The following is a 17,310-nucleotide window of genomic DNA, read 5'->3' as shown; positions in this document are numbered from 1 at the left end:
GGGAGGGTGATAGCTTAAGGTTTATTCGCATGCCAGCAGTCGAACTGGGTGGCTATGGTCCACACCTTCAACATCGTCCTCGCAAAATGATAGGCTTGATGCAGCAGGACGGCGAAAAAGCCGGCCCACAGCAACGAGGCGGAGGTGACGAGCAGCCCGGCAAGCACGCTGATTCCCCACATCAGCAGGGATATCGTGACATAAGGCAGGAATCGTTTGATCGATCGCCATAAGCCTTGGAAGACCCCCGTCCCGGACGCAGCGCCGAACTGCATGGCGAGAAACAGCAGATGGAGCAGAATGCCCCATGCGAACCAGCCGCAGGCGCCTGGCAGCAGCTGGCGAATGATGTCGGCGCGCGAGTCGGCGGCGAGCGCGATGTCGAATGCGCGAGGCAGCAGCCAATAGCCGGGGGCCAGCGCCAGCAGCGATTCCGCCCAGTATAGGGCGGTCACTGGCAGCCATGCGCGACGTACGCCTTGCATAAAGCGAGTGCCGGAGTCGGTTGTCGCATGATGGAGCGAATGGAACAGCCCGGCATTCAGGATTGGCGTCAGCACCATGCGAAGCGCGATGAGGCAGGCAAATGTCCATAGATAAGGATGGATGAGGTCGGTCTTCATTAGCTGGAATTCTGCCTCATATAGATAGAGGCGGCTAGCGGAGGCCGGCATGCCGCTGCCCGGATAGCGGCGCAGCAGAGGCATAACGATTCCGTCAACAACCCGGTAGAGGAAGAAGCCCCACAACAGCTGATAAACGAACAGCAGAATGATGATATAGAGGTGTCGTGCCGTCAGCGTCCAGCCGGCGCTCATATGCTGCTTCATCAGTAACACTCCTTTCCGAATGCCGGCCTTCTGCTCGGCGGTCCGATCGCGCACGGGATGGCGGGCAGTCCTAAGCATCGAATGCGCTTCATCACCAGCCTAACGCTCCGATGATGCCTTCCAGAAGCTTGGCGGCTCCGAGGCTCCAACGCGTTCGTGTGCGTTCCGGCAGCTCGGCTTTCATATAGTTGTTGATTTGCTTATTGTCGAGTACATTCGTGTGCTGCGGATCTATGGAAGCCCAGTCGAGCGGAGAGGCGTGCTTGAACCGGAACAAGCTGCTGGCCTCTGATCCGTCCCAGCTTCGGGTAACGGTCGTTCCGTCTGTGAACCGGAACTGTACGGGCACGGGGCCGTAGCTGCCGCCAAGCCTGCGCACCTTCACGGCAGATTCAAAAGCGGGGCTGCCGTCGGCGAGCTTCGCCGAATCGACCGTAATGCTCTCGATCGCGAAATCTGCCATCTCATCGCCGTATACATACTGGCGGAAGTAGTCGCTCCAATTGGCTTTGGTCACTTGCTCGACAATCCGTTCGAAGTCGGCGGTAGAAGGATGCTTGAACTTATATTTCTGGAAATAGGTTCGCATAATCTTCTGCATCGCCTTATCGCCCGCCAGCTTCTCGATGCCGACAAGCACTAGCTTGGCGCGCATATACACGTTCTCCGCGTAGTGGTCATGGCTTTGATAGGACCACGAGAGCTGCTTTAAAGGCGCAGGATCGGTCATATAGCTGGATTCAAGCGCGAGATTCGGAAGAACGCCATACTCGGTTTCCATTACTTTATCTTCCGCGTAAGAGGTAAAGCCTTCGTCGAGCCATGCTTCCTCGAATTCGTTGGATGCTACCATGCCGTACCAGTACTGGTGTCCGATCTCATGGACGACCGTCCGCTCCAGGCTGTAGCCCGGATTATCATCTTCGGCAGCGAAGGAGGTGACAAGGGTCGGATATTCCATGCCGCCTGCGCCATTGCCGCCCTTCGGCGGAACGACGACGGATAACGTCGAGTACGGATATTGGCCGTACCACTGCGCATATTTGGCGAGAGCGGATTTGGCGGCGTGCATATAGCGGTCCTTGAGCTTGGCGTGCAGCGGATCGAGGTAAAGCTTGATGCGTACGCCAGGAACGCCGACGGCGGAGAAGGACTCCTCTGCATAGACGAAATCCGGCGAAGCTGCCCATGCAAAATCATGTACGTCATCCGCGTAGAATGTTAGGGTCTTCCAATCGCCATGCGTTTTGGCTGGCTTTGTCTGAAATCCGGTTGCCGCTACTTTGTATCGCGCTGGTAAGGTGATGTTCACGCTGTAGATGCCAAAATCGCTGTAAAACTCGGAGTTGCCATGATACTGATGGGCATTCCAGCCTTCGGCGGCGCGTCCGCGCGTGCCTGCTGGTTCATAGACGGCCAGCTTCGGAAACCATTGGCCTGCCATGATGAAATTTCCGGCGTAGCCCATGCGGGCGAACACCTCAGGCAGCTTCACGGTGAAGCCGACCTTCAGCGTCACGCTCTTGTTCGGCTCCACGGGCTTCTGGAGCCGAAGCTTCGCAAGCGTTTGATCCTTCACGTTGCCGTCATCCGGCTGCACATAATGAAGGCGTGGGAGTAAGCTTTCGCCTTGCTCTGTCATGAGAGAGTTGATCGTCATGCCGCCTAAGCTGTTTGTTGTAGCGCGATCCTCCCGCAGCTGCCCGCCGGATTCGCGCATGAAGGTCGTTTCTTGCGATTGGAAGGCATTCGGATACAGGTGCCAATACAGCTCGGACACAGGCTTGCGGCCGGGGTTCGTCCAAGTGACGATCAAATTTCCGTTCAGCGAGCGGCCTGCATTGTCCAGCTTTACATCAATGTGATACTCGGTTACTCGTTTGCTAAGGGCTTGGTTGTTTGGCGTCATGCCGGTGTCGGGCTCGGGCGGGGCTGGTGGTTTCGCTATGCTGTTGTTAGGCGTACTGCGTGCTGGCGCCTGCGGCGCCGAATCGGCTTGGTTTCTCGTATCCGCATGGGCGGCAGCGTCAGGCTCGCTCGTCGGGGCCAGCCCAGTAGCTTCATCGGCGGTACTGCTCAGGTCGATGGCTATAGGATCGTTAACCGGGGAGAAAGCATACGTATACTGCGATTTCCATGCGTCACCAAAACCTTGAGACAACGTAACACTGAATACAGCGGCGAGGAGCAGTGCGACCGCTATTCCTTTGACGTGTCGTGGAGTCATTGAACGATTCCCTCCCGTTGACAAGCATCTAAGGCATGTATATGTTTGCATTTCACAGATTATTAGCTAAAATGGAATTATTCTGCGACAGAGCGGACAATCCCAAGCACAGTGCGGTTTCGCAGGGAGTTTAGGCGCCGACATGCGGCTGCGAAGCATGCGCGCCATCAGATAGCGGAGAGGGTGAACGATTCAAGATGGAACAACAAGGTCAAGGCGGCTCCACAGAGCCAAAGCCGAAGAAATCGCTGTCCCTTAACGTCGTTAGCAACAAGGAGCATCGCGGATTCGGCGCGGGGTCGATCGATTTGAGCGCAGTATCGCCAGTCGTTATTGATGGCAATGAAGCGGTTATTGATGTTGGGGCCATGCACGCGAAGAGCAAAATCGAGAAGGGCATTAAGTTCAGCCCGAACAAAGAGGATGTGCCAAACGGCCGTCCATGCTGGATCGTATGGGTGGCGGTTGACCGTAATGACGATGGCGCCTTCTATGGCGGAGCAACGGCTTGCGATATGCTGGTCGATACGGAAGCGCGCCGCGGCTGGAAGCTGCTGGCGGATCATGTGAACCGGCTCGATTATGCGATTAAGCGGCGGTTCATGCTGGACAATCTGGGGCCTGAGCAGAAGACGGCATTGAAAAAGCTGCTCGTGGAGCATAATCAGGAGTGGTGGGACCGCTCGCCAGATGCGTTGAAGCAAGCGCTGGAGGCTTAGGGAGCCAGTCGTATTGATTTTATCTATATAATATTGGCAATGAAAGAAGCCGGCTATCGTCGCTAAATGCGACGTCAGTCGGTTTTTTGTTGTGCGGGTTTTCGTATCGACACAAAAGTAGGATTTTCGACATATTTATGATTGGATTTTAATGGCTTTTGGCTTACAATGTTAGGTAATATAACATAACGAGCAGCAGAGGAGGACGTTTGATGTTAAAGCCGTTCCTATATGTAATGAATCGTCTGAAATATAGCCAAAAGTTCGTGTTAATCGCATTGTTGTTTCTAATTCCTACAGGATTTATGTCCTATTTCCTAACATCTGAAATCCAAATTACGATGGATGTGGCTAAGAAGGAGCAGCAGGGTGTCGCCTATTTGAAGCCGTTGAAGGAGCTGCTGCTCACCGTGCAGAAGCATCGCGGGGTGGCGAATGCTTATTTGAACGGGGATTCGGGCAAGAAGGCAGAGCTGGAGAAGCTGGAAGCGCAGTGGAAGCAAGAGGTGGAGGCTGTTCATGCAAGCGATGCTTTGTATGGCAAGGCGTTCGGCATCGAATCGCAGTGGAGTGGACTGGAGACGCGATTGTCCATGCTGTTGGAGCAATATGCTGCGGGTGCAGCTGGCGTAAGCTTCGCGAAGCATACAACGATGATCGAGGAGTTGCTTGATTTTAATGTCGTCGTATCGGACGCATCTGGGCTCACGCTAGATCCTGAGCAGCATACGTATTATTTGATGGATATGCTCGTGCAGCGCACGCCGTTGTTGATGGAGAAAATTGCGCAGACGCGCGGGCAAATTACGGGTACGCTGCTGCGCGGGAAGCTTACGCCTTCGGAGAAGCTGGAGTATCGAATTGATTACGATCGAATCGAGACGGCGATGGTCGGGCTGCAGAAGGATTGGGCAAGCACGACAAGCAGTAGTCCCGACATCCAATCTATGCAAGCGAGCTATACGGCTGCTTCGACTGCAGCACGCGATTATGTCAGCTTGCTGGATACGGAAATTTTGAATGGACGGCTATCGATGGACAGCGATACGTTTTTTGCCAAAGGCACGGCTGCTATCGATCAGATTTCCGTGCTATATAATGAAACGGCCATCATGATGGACCGTCAGCTGCAGCTTCGCATCGATGATTCACAGGCGCAATTGATTCGGATGCTCGCGCTGACTGTGGTTGCGCTGCTGCTTGTGGTTGCTTTCTTTATCGCCTTCTACAGCAACGTGCGCAATACGATCGCTGCGCTTGAAAAAGCCGCTTCACGCTTGGCGGCTGGCGATGCGTCGGCGCGCGCAGAGCTGCAAACGCGTGACGAGCTTAGCGGCGTCGGCGTAGCGTTCAATCAGGTTGCGGAGACGTTCGCTAACCTGCTGCGTTCGAATCAGACCGTCGCCGGCCAATTAGCGGCTTCCTCTGAGGATATGGAGTCGGCGGCGAATGCGACGACACTCGCGACGAACCAAATTGCTCATGCGGTGCAGGAGCTAACGATGATGGCCGAGCAGCAAGCAGCCGTATCGGAGCAAAATGCTACGGCAATGCACGAGATGGCAGAAGGCATCTCGCGTATAGCGGAGACCGCTGGGTCTGTATCTGACAATGCGGATCAGGCGTCGGCGGGGGCGAATGCTGGACGGCGCGCGGTCACAGCCGCGACGGAGCAAATGGCAGTCGTCCGCAAGCGGTCGAGCGAGACTTCGGATGCGTTGTCCAAGCTTGGCGAGCTGTCCGGCCGGATCGGCGACATAGCTGCTGTTATGACCGATATCGCTGGCCAAACGCATTTGCTTTCGCTGAATGCGAATATCGAAGCGGCGCGGGCAGGCGAGCATGGCAAGGGATTCGCCGTCGTCGCTCAGGAGGTGCAGAAGCTGTCGGAGCAATCCCGCCAATCGGCCGATGAGATCGGCGGGTTGATTGCGGAAGCGACCGAAGGGATTGAACGGGCGGTCGCAGCGACGAGCGGCAGCACGGAAGAGACGGCGCGCGGCATGGCATCGATGGAGCAAGTGAACGTTGTGTTTGACGGCATTCTCGAATCGATCGGACAAGTAGCGGCGCAGATCAGCGAAGTGTCGGCTGCTTCCGAGCAGCTGTCCGCTGCGACGGAGGAAGTGGCTGCTGCGGTGCAAGAGACGTCGAACCATTCTCGCGTGACATCGGAGAAGACGCAAGAGGTATCCGCGTCTACGGAAGAGCAGCTTGCGAGCATGGAAGAGGTGCTGGCTTCGTCCGAAGCGCTCAATGCGACGGCGGGGCGACTGCGGAAGGAGCTTAGCCGGTTTACTTTTTGATCATTTTAAGGAGAGGAAAAGACGGTCGCCGCGGCGATCGTTTTTATTGGAGTGGGTTTATTTTCCGCCCCGATCTTCAGACTAAATTCAGCTTCACTTGGTAGGATAAGTGTATCGAAAAGCGCATAATAAAAAGCACTAGGAGCGGCATCATGCCGAACCTAGTGTCCCTGGTACTCTTTTCGCTATGCGAATGGATAAGCTTGTCCCTTACAGTACGCGACGAGCCTGGTTGTAGTTGTTTTTCCACCAGCCGGAGTTGATGTTGCTAATTTTAACGCCGCCGGCGCCATACGTGTGAATGATGTTGCCGTTGCCAATGTAGATGCCAACGTGGTGAATCGGCGAGTAGAAGAAGACGAGATCGCCTACTTGCAGGTTGCTTTTCGCTACATATTTGCCGACAACGGACTGCTGCTTGGAGCTGCGCGGCAGCTTCACGCCGAGCTGCGAGAATACGCGCTTCGTGAACGACGAGCAGTCGAATACAGCCGTCGTGCTGGACGATGCGCCGTGCTGGTAAGGCGTGCCGAGATATTTTTTGGCTACCGAAACGATAGTGGATTTTTGGGATGCTGTTGCGGCATGTGCGCTCTGAGTAGGCATAATACCGCTGATCGATGCTGTCGATACCGTCAATGCTACAAACGCTGCAGCCAAGCTTTTGCCAATGACCGATTTTTTGTTCATCATGTTGTATGTTCCTCCGGTTAGGTTTGTCTTGGTTGTGTTGTATTGCTACTATAGCACGGATTTCTTTTCCTAAAGGCTCCCATTGAGGGATTAAACCCTTGGTACGACTCATTTGTAACCGCATTCTTAGAATTGCATGAGAGTTCCCTCATTTAGGGCAGCATTGGTATTGTAAGGGTTATCATGGAAACCATACGGAAAGCGGATGCTGTGCAAACCTAAGCGTGGCAAGGGTTGCGGGCCAAAAGAACCAATTGCATCATCTTTCGTGAAAAAAAGGTGTCCCTGGACAGCGCAAGTCGCTGCAGGGACACCTTTTCTACTATATAAGAGGGTAGATTAACGCGCAGACGCATGCTTATGCGCGAAGCGCAAGTGACGTTACCGATCGAGCTGGCAGCTCGAGGCGCAGCATGCCGTCCTCGTGTGTGAATGCAGTGAAGGCTGCCGGTTTTACCGTATCCGGCTGGTCGAACGTGTTGCAATCGCGCAGCTCGCCGCTCGTTAGAACACGACCCTCGATGGCTGAGAACGTTTCGCCGCGGAGCTCGATGCTGATGCTGGCGCTGTCTGCGTGGTGGATATTGCAGATGCCGATGTTGACGATGCCGTCGGCCGAGCGGGAAGCGGTTATGCTCACTTGCGGTATTGATGCGCTGTCCATTGTGTACAGGGGGCTGTCGACATGCAGGTGCAGCTGTTCGGCGCCTTGGTGCACTTTGTACATCTCGAAGACATGGTACGTTGGCGTGAGCAGCATGCGCGGCCCGTCGGTCAATGCGACGGCTTGCAGCACATTGATCGTCTGCGCGATGTTCGCCATATGCAGACGGCTGTTATGGTTGTGGAAAATGTTAAAGTGCAAGCCTGCGACAAGCGCGTCGCGCATCGTGCTTTGCTGATAGAGGAAGCCCGGATTGGTCCCCGGCTCCACGCCGAACCACGTTCCCCATTCGTCGAGAATAATGCCGATGCGCTTCTTCGGATCGAATTGATCCATAATCGCGGAGTGGCGGGTTAGCAGCTCATCGATGTAGTACGCTTTGGCCATCGTTTCAAACCAAATGCCTTCGTCGAACTGCAGCGCCGGCTTTTTCTCGTCTTCCCATACGCCCGGATAGGTATAGTAATGAAGGCTCAGTCCGTCCATCCAGTTGCCTGCTTGCTGCATGAGCACCTCCGTCCAGCGATAATCGTCCACGTTGGCGCCGCAGGCGATCCGGTAGATTTTATTCTCGCCGTAGCTGCGTACGTACGTCTGGTATTGGCGGTACAGGTCTGCGTAATATTCCGGTCGCATGCTGCCGCCGCAGCCCCAGCTTTCGTTGCCTACGCCAAAATATTTAAGCTTCCACGGCTTGTCTCGCCCGTTCTCCCGGCGCAAGTTCGCCATCGGCGATTCGCCGTCGAACGTCATGTACTCGACCCACTCGGACATTTCCTGAACCGTGCCGCTGCCCACGTTTCCGTTAATATAGGGCTCGCAGCCGAGCAGCTCGACGAGATGCATGAATTCATGCGTGCCAAAATGGTTGTTCTCTACGACACAGCCCCAGTGCGTGTTCACCATGCGCTTGCGCAAATGTTGAGGCCCGATGCCGTCCTTCCAATGGTACTCGTCTGCGAAGCAGCCGCCTGGCCAGCGCAGGACGGGAATGTGCAGATTGCGAAGCGCTTCCACGACATCGTTGCGAATGCCGCCCGTATTCGTAATGTCAGGATCATCACCTACCCAAAGCCCTTCATAGATACAACGGCCGAGATGCTCGGCAAAATGTCCGTAGAGATTGCGGTTGATCGTTCCGGTCGTCAAGTCAGCGTTCAGAACAGCGGTTGGTTTCGTTGGTTGATTAGCAGTCATTGAAAACGCTCCTTCGGTAATAGGGGTGTTCATAATGAATTAATTAAAACATAAATTCATTCAATGGTACATTTATTCATAGCAACACCATTATCATAAGGATGACTGTATCGGTTGTCAATACAAAACAAATAGCCCGCCTTTTCTCGCGAACGGAGAATGGGGGCTTGGATTTAGTTTGATGTTAATCAGTAAAAAATCATCGCGATACATAATGCTGCGGCACATGTATTCAGCATGCAAATCCATGGATGCACGCGGACGTTGCGCCATGCCCGGGCGGTCGCTCGGCACATGAGAATGGCTACGATAACGGTCGCAGCTGCAAGTAGATCGGTTGCCCAGCGCAGGAAAAGGCCGCTCGTCGTAGTAGGCTCCAGCATGGCGCTGTGCGAATGGCCGCTTAGCTGAACGCCGTCTCCGGCAGCGGCTTGCGTGCCCAGCAGAAGCGCGAGCAAGGGAAAGGCGAGCAGGTGAACAGCGTGCGCGCCAAGCACGAGCATGGCGCCGCTGAGCGGCCCGAGCTTTCGTCGCGGACGGGACTTCAGAAAACGAAACACGTTGTGAGTAGCGGTTGTTGTGCCGTGCTGCGGTTGGGGTTTGCTGCGGCAAGCGTCGGCCAGTGGATCAGACATGGGCGCCAGCCTCCTCCGGTCAGATGGAACAGTATATGACCGGAGGTTGGTCCGTTATGAACGGGTTATTGTCGGCGCTGCATTGTGCGGAGCAGGCGGAATAGCTCTTTCGTCGTGCGGCGGAGCCCATCCTGCGCGACGGCTGGCGACATAGCCTGCTCAAGCGATGCGGGGCCAGATACGATTGAGAAGGCTGCTGTGATGCCGAGCGCGGCGAGCTCGGCGGCTTGGGGTGCGACATCGCCGGCGAGGGCGATGACAGGAATGCCGTGCCCGCTTGCAGCGCGGGCGACGGCAAGCGGCGCTTTGCCGCGGGCGGTCTGACCGTCGAGCCGGCCTTCGCCGGTGATGACGAAGTCGGAGCCTTCGAGCAGCCGATCAAAGCCGGCTGCTTCAAGCACGAGCGGCGCGCCGGGCGTCAGCGTCGCGCCCAGCAAGCCGGCGAAGGCGGCGCCGAGGCCGCCGGCTGCGCCAGCGCCGGGTATGCGCTGCACATCGCGGCCGAGCTGATCGTGAATTAGCGCGGCGAAATGCGCCAGCCCGCGATCGAGCTGCTCCACCGCCTCGGCGGAGGCGCCCTTTTGCGGCGCAAATATGGATGCAGCGCCCTCTGGGCCGTGCAGCGGGTTATCGACGTCGCAGGCAACGCGAATGCGTGCGTGCGCGAGCAGCGGATGCGCGGACGATTGGTCGATCGCAGCGATGCCTGTCAGCGCTGCGCCGCCATGCGCAGCTTCGAGTCCGCGCGTATCGCGGAACGAGTAGCCGAGCGCCTGCAGCATGCCGATGCCTGCATCGTTGGTGGCGCTCCCGCCGAGCCCGATGATCAGCTCGGTGCAGCCTCGGCTAAGCGCGTCCGCGATGAGCTCGCCGACGCCGAAGGTCGTCGTCTTCAGCGGGTCCCGTTCGGCGGGCGGCACTAGCGTGAGGCCGCATGCAGCGGCAACCTCGATGACGGCGGTTCGCCCATCGCTGAGCAGCCCATAGCTTGCTGCTAGCGGTTTGCCGAGCGGTCCGGTCACTGTAAGTGTAACAAGCTGTCCGGCCGTGGCGCGGACGAGCGCTTCGACGGTCCCCTCGCCGCCATCAGCAAGCGGGACGGTAACGATTGCCGCCTCAGGACAGGCGTCGCGGACGCCAGCCGCCGCTGCTTCGTTGGCTTGTCCCGAGGTCAGGCTTCCTTTGAACGAATCGATCGCGATAACAACCTTCATGACGGGTCATGCCCCTTTTTAATAAAATGCAACTATTTACAGTATGCCCGATGTTCGATACAATGGGGTGAGTTTTTAGTTAACCGATTATTAATAATTTTGGTTAACATATAATGCGGTAGGGGGAACGTTCGGATGAGTGAGCAGTTTGGGGGTCTTGCGGGAACGGTGTCGACGGGGATGAATTGGGGAGAGTTGGCGGACAAGGCGCTGAACGGCGAGCAGCTGACGTTGGCTGAAGGGTTGTCCGTGCTGCAAGCCGATGATGACGAAGTGCTGCCGCTGCTGCATGCGGCTTTTCAAGTGCGCAAGCATTACTATGGCCGCAAGGTGAAGCTGAATATGATACTGAATGCGAAGAGCGGCCTCTGTCCCGAGGACTGCGGCTACTGCTCGCAGTCGATCGTATCGACAGCATCGGTGCCCAAATATACATTGCTGGATAAAGAAACGCTGCTGGCAGGCGCGCGCGAAGCGGTGAACCGCCAGGCGGGCACCTATTGTATCGTTGCGGCAGGCCGCGGGCCGACGGAGCGCGAGCTGGGGCAGGTTATCGATGCCGTACGAGAGATTCGCGATACGATGCCTCTCAAAATTTGTGCATGCCTCGGGTTGCTGAGCGAGGAGCAAGCGGACCGGCTGCAAGATGCGGGCGTGCATCGCTATAACCATAACCTCAATACGAGCCGCGAAAATTACAAATCGATTACGACGACGCATACCTACGACCAACGCGTCGAGACGGTTGAGCGCGCGAAGCGCAGCGGAATGTCGCCGTGCTCCGGCGTCATCGTCGGCATGGGCGAGTCGCCGGAGGAGTTGGTCGAGACGGCCTTCGCTCTGCGCGAGCTGGATGCGGATTCGATTCCGATCAACTTCCTGAACCCGATACCGGGCACGCCGTTGGCGGATAAACAGTTGACGCCGCCGCTGCAGGCGCTCAAGACGCTTGCTTTGTTCCGGTTCATTTGCCCATCCAAAGAAATTCGAGTCGCGGGCGGTCGCGAGCTGAATCTGCGGTCCCTTCAACCGTTGGCGCTGTACGCAGCTAATTCGCTGTTTGTTGGGGATTACCTAACGACGGAAGGTCAGGCAGTCGATGCTGACCATAAGCTGATCGCAGACATGGGCTTTGAAATCGAGATGTGCGCGCTATAGGCGAGCATCAATCAGCAGCGTATGACAGTAGTTCGGTCAGGATCGAGGCAAAGGCGTTGCAGAGAATAGCTTCTGCACCGCCTTTGTTTTATTTGCGCTTAATATTCACCATTGGCGGGGGCACTTGCGCTTGTGTGCTGTTCGTTCCGAGCATATTTCGTATACTGCTGGTGCGAGTGGTCCCGCTTGTCGGAGGCCCGACGAAGACTGTTTCCTTGACCGCCTTGATCGGGGCGAGCGCAGTAGCGATCTGCGCAGGATCGATGTTATAGGCGAGCTTGAACACTTCAGGCGGCGTCGTCTGAAGGAAGTTCGATACTTCGGCATTTTCCACTTGGCTGCTGTTGAAGAAAAGATGCAGATGCGTGCGGTCGGACACGGGCGTAATCCAGTGCAGCCAACCCATCGGAATAAACACGACTTGGCCGGGGCCTGCGGTATTGTTAATAAGCTGTGCCGTGTCGGGATTCAGAATCGATACAACCACTTGGCCTTCGATCACGACGTCGAGCTCCCAGGCGTTCGGGTGCCAGTGCGGCTCGCGGATATGCCCCTTGGTCATGAACAGGTCGGCTACCGAGCCGCCGACCATTGCTGGAATTTGGGTCGCGGAAACCTCGTATGCGAAATTCGTATCGTTAACTTTGAACAGGACGTTGTCTTTCATCGTATAGGTCAGGTTGGGGTTTCCCGAGCTTTTCTTCAAATTCAAATTATCAGGCACGAAGCCGGCTCCCGTCATCCTATCACTTCCTCTGGGCGATCGTTATTGCTGTAACGTATGTTGGTTGCCTCCTCGGGGTGTATGTCCGGCTGCCTGAATGCCTAGCTGGGCTTCGGGCTAATAGAATCCAAGCCCCAAAAACGCAAAGAGGCATTGATACCCTCCTCGCGGTACCAACGCCCTTACGCTTCACGGCACGATTACATACATTATTGTGTGTTAAACCCAACTTTTCTCGAACGGCTGCCGGCTAGGACAGCCGTATTCTCTTTTGCTCCAATTAGAACAGCCAGTTTACCCAGTAGAATAGAACAATCAATGTGAAAATAACCGTAATTGGGATGACGAGAATCGTAACTTTCAAATAGTCGCTCCATGTGATTTTTATTTTTCCTTTCCTGAGGATATGCATCCACAGCAGGGTTGCGAGCGTGCCGATCGGGAGGAGCAGAGAGCCCATATCGCTGCCGATAACGCTAGCAAGATATGAGATTTTGAGCGTAATGGGATCGAGTCCCATATTCGTTAGCGTTAATGTGCCAACCATAAGTGCTGGATGGTTATTGAATAAGTTGGACAACAGGGAAACGACGACACCCATGCCGATGCTTGCTTCCATGAGCCCGCCTGTAACGAAAGGCTTCAGCCAACGAATGAGCATGTCCGTCAGTCCGATGTTGTGGAGACCGTAAATGATGACGTACATGCTGAAGGCGAAGATAAGGATGTGCCACGGCGTTTTTTTGATCATATCGAGGGGCGATATTTTGAGAAATGCCCAGCGCCAAGCGAGCAAGCATACCGAGCCGATGATCGCCATGAGAGGAACGGGAAAATGGATATACGAGGCAACGAACAGGCTGATGCGAACCGCTAGGACAAACAGAATAATGTTGCGCATGAAATGGCGACCGCGTTGTTCGGATGGTGCTTCGTCCTGCGCGTACTTGAGCGGATGATGGCCAGGGAGCGGGGAATAGGGCCGAGCGCCTGCCGGTACTGTTTTGAGCCTCTTAGGGAGTATAGGGTAGAAGACGGCAAATAGCAGGAGAGACATGAGGGCCAGTCCGAGGGAAGCGGGTACGAACATCATCGCTGTATGCATATACAGGTCCATGTGAACGATTTTGAGCGCGATCAGGTTGACGATATTGCTAACGCCGATCGGTGCGCTGGAAGCAGTTGCGATAAGGGCGCCGGAGATCAGGTAAGGCAGCTTCTGGTGGTTTTTGAGCCCTAGATTATTCAAGATCATGAGCAGAATCGGAGTCGTAATTAAGATGCTGCCGTCGTTGTTGACGAATAACGTCATGAGGAAGCAGAGCAGATTCGTGTACCAAAACAATCGTATGCCAGAATTGCCAGCCCGTTCTGTGAGCTTCTCAGCCACCCAGTGGAAGAAACCGAAGCTTTCCAGCACGATGGCCATCACGATCGTAGCTATAATCGTAATCGCAGCTCCGCCGATCGTCTCCGTAATCGTGAACAGATCGGATAACGAGACGCTTCCGCTTAGCATGACGAAGAAGGCGCCGATGGTTGCAGGGATTGCTTCGTTGACGCTGGAACGCAAGAAGATGAAAGACACAGTGAAAATAAACGCCAGAATGGTGAGCCACACTGAAAGATCATGCATATAAATCACTACCTCTTCTCGGGATTAAATAGGTTCCTCCTTTGATTTAAGGGGTTTGCAGCGGTTGTCCACATGATTGCAAATCCGCCTTTCCGAATCGTGAAGCGCTCTACTATCCTCCTCTCCAGCAGTTGAAATCTATTAGCTGTACTGTATGTATACGTATCGGACAGATGGTACGTACTACGCTATATCCCTATTTCTAGCAAGTCCCACTGGTATCTGTTCGAGACAATTGACGATGCGAACGTCTATCCCATCGTGATGAACACCCGCATGAGCGCGCGTGCGCGTATAGAGAAAAGCCCGTTTATCTGTAGCGATAAGCGGGCTGTTTGGCATTAAGGAGGGGGGCTGCTGCGTCGTTAGGTGGAGTAGAGCGAGCTGACATGAAGGGGCCGCCGACCACGGACGACAGGACAGAAGGAAGACCGCTCGGACGGTGACTTGCCGCCCGTTAGCACAACAAACTAACGGCGTCATTGCAAAATGTGCAACGGAAAGGCGGCTGTCTCCCGGTATAGCAAGGTGTCCTTGCAATTTGTACAATGCCAAACGTTCGGAGGTGCCCCTTTGCGCTAGTTAAGGCGATGGACACGGTGTCTCATTGTATAGAATGCAATGGCAGCAGTAGGGGAGGGAGTTGGAGAGGGTGATCATTGCACGAACTACAATGGGAAGCATAGATCCGTACGTATATGCGTGCGGTGAAGAATGAGGAGGCCGCGGGCGGCCTCCTTATCAAATTAGTTTTTAAAGACGACGTCATCATCTTTATGTCGTTCGCGCCTCCACTTCTCGATTGGAGCGGGCAGCTTGTTATAATCGCTGCGGACGTTGGTGTAATAGTTTACATGCTCTTCATCTTCGATTACGGCCGCCCAGAATGAGCTGCCATCCTCATCGTACATAATGATAGCTTCGACTCCGGACAGGCCCATGACGTCTCCAGATATTACATGGATATGTTCTTCATCGACGCTTGGCTCGGAGCTAACAACTTGCATGGATGAAGTGAAAAGGCTGTAATCATTGCCAACCAGTGCTTTGAAGGACTTATTTATTTTTGCGCTGCTAAACACATGGAGGTCAATGAGATCTAGATTCTTCGTAGTGTCACGCTTTTCGAAAGTTCCTCCAAAGACGACGGTTCCGTAATAGGAGGCATCCTCACCATCGGTTGTTACGTTAAGCTGTTCACCCTGCTGCTTAAAAATAAGTTTGAAATTCGCTTCGGTGCTCGAGAACATTGCTGTTTTTCCATCCTTAGAGCGAATAGCGGTGCCTCCTATGATACCCGCGCGTCCCCCGTCTTGAGCGTCCAAATCAAACTTCAGGGTAGTGTCAGTTAATTCAGTAATGGCAAGCGATTGGCTTTCAAACTGATTATTATCGAGCCGGTTCCAAGTGCCAGACCATGCTAATGGGGCGGTGTGCTCATCGCGCGTCACTCTGCTACTTGCCTTTCTCGACAAAACAAACGGCATGGCCTTCGTTCCGTCTGCATTCGACCAATTCCCAGCAAAAGTCGGACTCGGATCTTTACTATTGATCGTTCCGGAGAACCGTCCCGTTCGTTGGCCGCTTTCGTCCAACTCGTCCAGAGTGACTGCTATCTGTCCTATTTCGCTATCTGGCCGAGCAGTGCCTTTCAATACGATTGTTTGGTTGTATTTCGTATAAAAGTAAGAGCCGGTTGCCGCCGATCCTTCGATAGCAAGCTTCATCTCGATTGCATATTTGTCGTCAATAAGTCCTTCTAGCTGATAAACAACAGGCTTAGTTATCGACGGGGCTGAACCTTCTGGTTGCTGTTGTTCTTTCGCCGAAGTCGGAGTTCCAGTCTCCACGGACGCGTCATCCGCTGTTTGTTGCGTGGTTGGTTTATCTGCTGATTCCTTTGGATCAGTTGCCGGATTTTCGCTAGAAGAGCAAGCGCTTATCATGAAAGTCAAACATGCTAACAGGACAACTCCGTATGTTCGTAATCGAAGCATTACAATTAGACCCCTACCCTATATAGTTGCAAATATGCAAAAAAAACCTCTCGCACAGCAAGCGTGTTCCGTGCTGGCTGTGCGAGAGATGCGGTTTTAATGATTATCGAAATATCAATCCTGCGAGGTATTAAACCTCAACGACCCAACCGAACGGATCAGGAAGCTCCGTGCGTTGAATGCCTGTGATCGTGTCGTACACACGGCTGGACAGCTCGCCTGTCTTGCCTTCGTTGATCGTAAGCTTCTCGTCTTGGTAGTGCAGCGCGCCGATTGGCGAAATAACTGCTGCCGTTCCTGTGCCGAAAGCTTCTTCGAGCTTGCCGTTGCGATGCGCTTCAACCAGCTCGTCAATCGACAGCTCGCGCTCTTCGACCGGAATGTTCCATGAGCGGAGCAATTGCAGCACGGATTTACGTGTGATGCCTTCGAGGATGCTGCCGTTCAGCGCTGGCGTCACGACCGTGCCGTTAATTTTGAAGAAGACGTTCATGCTGCCTACTTCCTCGATGTATTTGCGATGAACGCCGTCCAGCCAGAGCACTTGGGAGTAGCCCAATGCCGCTGCGCCTTCTTGCGCCTTGAGGCTTGCTGCGTAGTTGCCAGCTGTCTTCGCGTTGCCGACGCCGCCTTTGACTGCGCGAACATATTCGGATTCGACGTGAATCGGCACCGGATTAAGCCCTTCGCTATAATAAGCGCCAACCGGGCACAGAATGATCATGAACATATATTTGGTCGAAGGCGAAACGCCCAGCTGAGGCTCCGTTGCAATCACATACGGGCGGATATACAGCGACGTGCCTGGTGCGGACGGTACCCATTCGCGGTCAACATCGATTAGTGCGCATAGCGCTTCGAATGCGATTTCCGGATCGACAGCCGGGATGCTGAGACGATCATTGGAGCGGTTAAGACGCTTCCAGTTTTCGTCCGGGCGGAACAGTACGACGCGATTGTCATCGGTGCGGTAAGCCTTCAAGCCTTCGAAAATCGTTTGGCCGTAGTGGAACACTTTGGCAGCCGGATCAAGCGAGATGTTGCCGTAAGGCACGACGCGCGGATCATGCCAGCCTTGTCCTGCATCGTAATCCATAATAAACATGTGATCCGAATAGTACTTGCCGAACACGAGATTGTTTTCGTCTGGACGCGGCTTAGGGTTGGTCGTTTTTGTAATCGAGATCGTGTGTTTGGACACCGTAGATACAGCCCCTTATTATCGAATAGTAACATTCATTACGGAATTGTTAATTGCATCGTATCACTGTCTTATATATATTGAAAATATCTGTTTTATTGAATCAGCA

General features: G+C 54.4%; 13 protein-coding genes. 3 read left to right on the top strand and 10 right to left on the bottom strand.

Features of this window, described 5'->3' with window-relative positions; all coding sequences use genetic code 11:
• Window positions 1-14 precede the first annotated feature (14 nt).
• Together PAECUDRAFT_RS18475 and PAECUDRAFT_RS18470 are read right to left on the bottom strand one after the other, a co-directional pair.
• Entirely contained in the window at window positions 15-830 is an 816-nt protein-coding gene (locus tag PAECUDRAFT_RS18475; RefSeq protein ID WP_006039652.1) for a hypothetical protein, read from the bottom strand.
• 91 nt (window positions 831-921) lie between these two features.
• Window positions 922-3,057, bottom strand: a complete 2,136-nt coding sequence (locus PAECUDRAFT_RS18470) for a M1 family metallopeptidase (protein WP_006039651.1) — start codon at window positions 3,055-3,057, stop codon at window positions 922-924.
• 197 nt (window positions 3,058-3,254) lie between these two features.
• On the opposite strand from PAECUDRAFT_RS18470, the gene PAECUDRAFT_RS18465 reads away from it, so the two are divergent.
• Both PAECUDRAFT_RS18465 and PAECUDRAFT_RS18460 read left to right on the top strand, forming a co-directional pair.
• Window positions 3,255-3,776, top strand: coding sequence for a YwhD family protein (locus tag PAECUDRAFT_RS18465; RefSeq protein WP_006039650.1), 522 nt, complete (start codon window positions 3,255-3,257; stop codon window positions 3,774-3,776).
• A gap of 212 nt (window positions 3,777-3,988) precedes the next feature.
• Window positions 3,989-6,082, top strand: a complete 2,094-nt coding sequence (locus PAECUDRAFT_RS18460; protein WP_006039649.1) for a methyl-accepting chemotaxis protein — start codon at window positions 3,989-3,991, stop codon at window positions 6,080-6,082.
• A 210-nt stretch (window positions 6,083-6,292) separates the two neighbouring features.
• On the opposite strand, the gene PAECUDRAFT_RS18455 is transcribed toward PAECUDRAFT_RS18460, so the two are convergent.
• The 4 genes from PAECUDRAFT_RS18455 to PAECUDRAFT_RS18440 all read right to left on the bottom strand — a co-directional run bounded on the left by PAECUDRAFT_RS18455 (window position 6,293) and on the right by PAECUDRAFT_RS18440 (window position 10,485).
• Window positions 6,293-6,775 (bottom strand): C40 family peptidase, encoded by a 483-nt coding sequence (locus PAECUDRAFT_RS18455; protein WP_006039648.1) that lies wholly within the window; start codon window positions 6,773-6,775, stop codon window positions 6,293-6,295.
• A 358-nt stretch (window positions 6,776-7,133) separates the two neighbouring features.
• Window positions 7,134-8,636, bottom strand: a complete 1,503-nt coding sequence (locus PAECUDRAFT_RS18450; RefSeq protein WP_006039647.1) for an alpha-N-arabinofuranosidase — start codon at window positions 8,634-8,636, stop codon at window positions 7,134-7,136.
• 188 nt (window positions 8,637-8,824) lie between these two features.
• Window positions 8,825-9,271 carry a hypothetical protein gene (locus PAECUDRAFT_RS18445; protein ID WP_006039646.1) on the bottom strand — a complete coding sequence of 149 codons (447 nt, stop codon included), beginning with the start codon at window positions 9,269-9,271 and terminating at the stop codon, window positions 8,825-8,827.
• A gap of 65 nt (window positions 9,272-9,336) precedes the next feature.
• Window positions 9,337-10,485, bottom strand: coding sequence for a glycerate kinase (locus tag PAECUDRAFT_RS18440; RefSeq protein ID WP_006039645.1), 1,149 nt, complete (start codon window positions 10,483-10,485; stop codon window positions 9,337-9,339).
• A 135-nt stretch (window positions 10,486-10,620) separates the two neighbouring features.
• Between PAECUDRAFT_RS18440 and bioB the strand changes: the two genes are divergently transcribed.
• Window positions 10,621-11,643 (top strand): biotin synthase BioB, encoded by a 1,023-nt coding sequence (gene bioB / locus PAECUDRAFT_RS18435; RefSeq protein WP_006039644.1) that lies wholly within the window; start codon window positions 10,621-10,623, stop codon window positions 11,641-11,643.
• Window positions 11,644-11,731: 88 nt separating this feature from the next.
• On the opposite strand, the gene PAECUDRAFT_RS18430 is transcribed toward bioB, so the two are convergent.
• The 4 genes from PAECUDRAFT_RS18430 to PAECUDRAFT_RS18415 all read right to left on the bottom strand — a co-directional run bounded on the left by PAECUDRAFT_RS18430 (window position 11,732) and on the right by PAECUDRAFT_RS18415 (window position 17,201).
• On the bottom strand, window positions 11,732-12,385 hold the full coding sequence (locus PAECUDRAFT_RS18430; RefSeq protein WP_006039643.1) for a cupin domain-containing protein: 654 nt from the start codon (window positions 12,383-12,385) through the stop codon (window positions 11,732-11,734).
• Between the two features lie 262 nt (window positions 12,386-12,647).
• Window positions 12,648-14,003 (bottom strand): arsenic transporter, encoded by a 1,356-nt coding sequence (locus tag PAECUDRAFT_RS18425; RefSeq protein ID WP_006039642.1) that lies wholly within the window; start codon window positions 14,001-14,003, stop codon window positions 12,648-12,650.
• A 746-nt stretch (window positions 14,004-14,749) separates the two neighbouring features.
• Window positions 14,750-16,000 carry a hypothetical protein gene (locus PAECUDRAFT_RS18420; RefSeq protein WP_006039641.1) on the bottom strand — a complete coding sequence of 417 codons (1,251 nt, stop codon included), beginning with the start codon at window positions 15,998-16,000 and terminating at the stop codon, window positions 14,750-14,752.
• Window positions 16,001-16,130: 130 nt separating this feature from the next.
• On the bottom strand, window positions 16,131-17,201 hold the full coding sequence (locus PAECUDRAFT_RS18415) for a branched-chain amino acid aminotransferase (protein WP_006039640.1): 1,071 nt from the start codon (window positions 17,199-17,201) through the stop codon (window positions 16,131-16,133).
• Window positions 17,202-17,310 lie beyond the last annotated feature (109 nt).

The sequence above is a fragment of the Paenibacillus curdlanolyticus YK9 genome, from assembly GCF_000179615.1.
Taxonomy (GTDB): domain Bacteria; phylum Bacillota; class Bacilli; order Paenibacillales; family Paenibacillaceae; genus Paenibacillus_T; species Paenibacillus_T curdlanolyticus.
The sequence above is the reverse complement of the archived record's forward strand: the minus strand, read 5'-3'. Positions and strand labels throughout refer to the sequence as shown.

Excerpts from the sequence above, each read along its gene's own strand:
- PAECUDRAFT_RS18475 (WP_006039652.1), bottom strand. The coding sequence starts at position 830 with ATGAAGCAGCATATGAGCGCCGGCTGGACGCTGACGGCACGACACCTC.
- PAECUDRAFT_RS18470 (WP_006039651.1), bottom strand. The coding sequence starts at position 3,057 with ATGACTCCACGACACGTCAAAGGAATAGCGGTCGCACTGCTCCTCGCC.
- PAECUDRAFT_RS18465 (WP_006039650.1), top strand. The coding sequence starts at position 3,255 with ATGGAACAACAAGGTCAAGGCGGCTCCACAGAGCCAAAGCCGAAGAAA.
- PAECUDRAFT_RS18460 (WP_006039649.1), top strand. The coding sequence starts at position 3,989 with ATGTTAAAGCCGTTCCTATATGTAATGAATCGTCTGAAATATAGCCAA.
- PAECUDRAFT_RS18455 (WP_006039648.1), bottom strand. The coding sequence starts at position 6,775 with ATGATGAACAAAAAATCGGTCATTGGCAAAAGCTTGGCTGCAGCGTTT.
- PAECUDRAFT_RS18450 (WP_006039647.1), bottom strand. The coding sequence starts at position 8,636 with ATGACTGCTAATCAACCAACGAAACCAACCGCTGTTCTGAACGCTGAC.
- PAECUDRAFT_RS18445 (WP_006039646.1), bottom strand. The coding sequence starts at position 9,271 with ATGTCTGATCCACTGGCCGACGCTTGCCGCAGCAAACCCCAACCGCAG.
- PAECUDRAFT_RS18440 (WP_006039645.1), bottom strand. The coding sequence starts at position 10,485 with ATGAAGGTTGTTATCGCGATCGATTCGTTCAAAGGAAGCCTGACCTCG.
- bioB (WP_006039644.1), top strand. The coding sequence starts at position 10,621 with ATGAGTGAGCAGTTTGGGGGTCTTGCGGGAACGGTGTCGACGGGGATG.
- PAECUDRAFT_RS18430 (WP_006039643.1), bottom strand. The coding sequence starts at position 12,385 with ATGACGGGAGCCGGCTTCGTGCCTGATAATTTGAATTTGAAGAAAAGC.
- PAECUDRAFT_RS18425 (WP_006039642.1), bottom strand. The coding sequence starts at position 14,003 with ATGCATGATCTTTCAGTGTGGCTCACCATTCTGGCGTTTATTTTCACT.
- PAECUDRAFT_RS18420 (WP_006039641.1), bottom strand. The coding sequence starts at position 16,000 with ATGCTTCGATTACGAACATACGGAGTTGTCCTGTTAGCATGTTTGACT.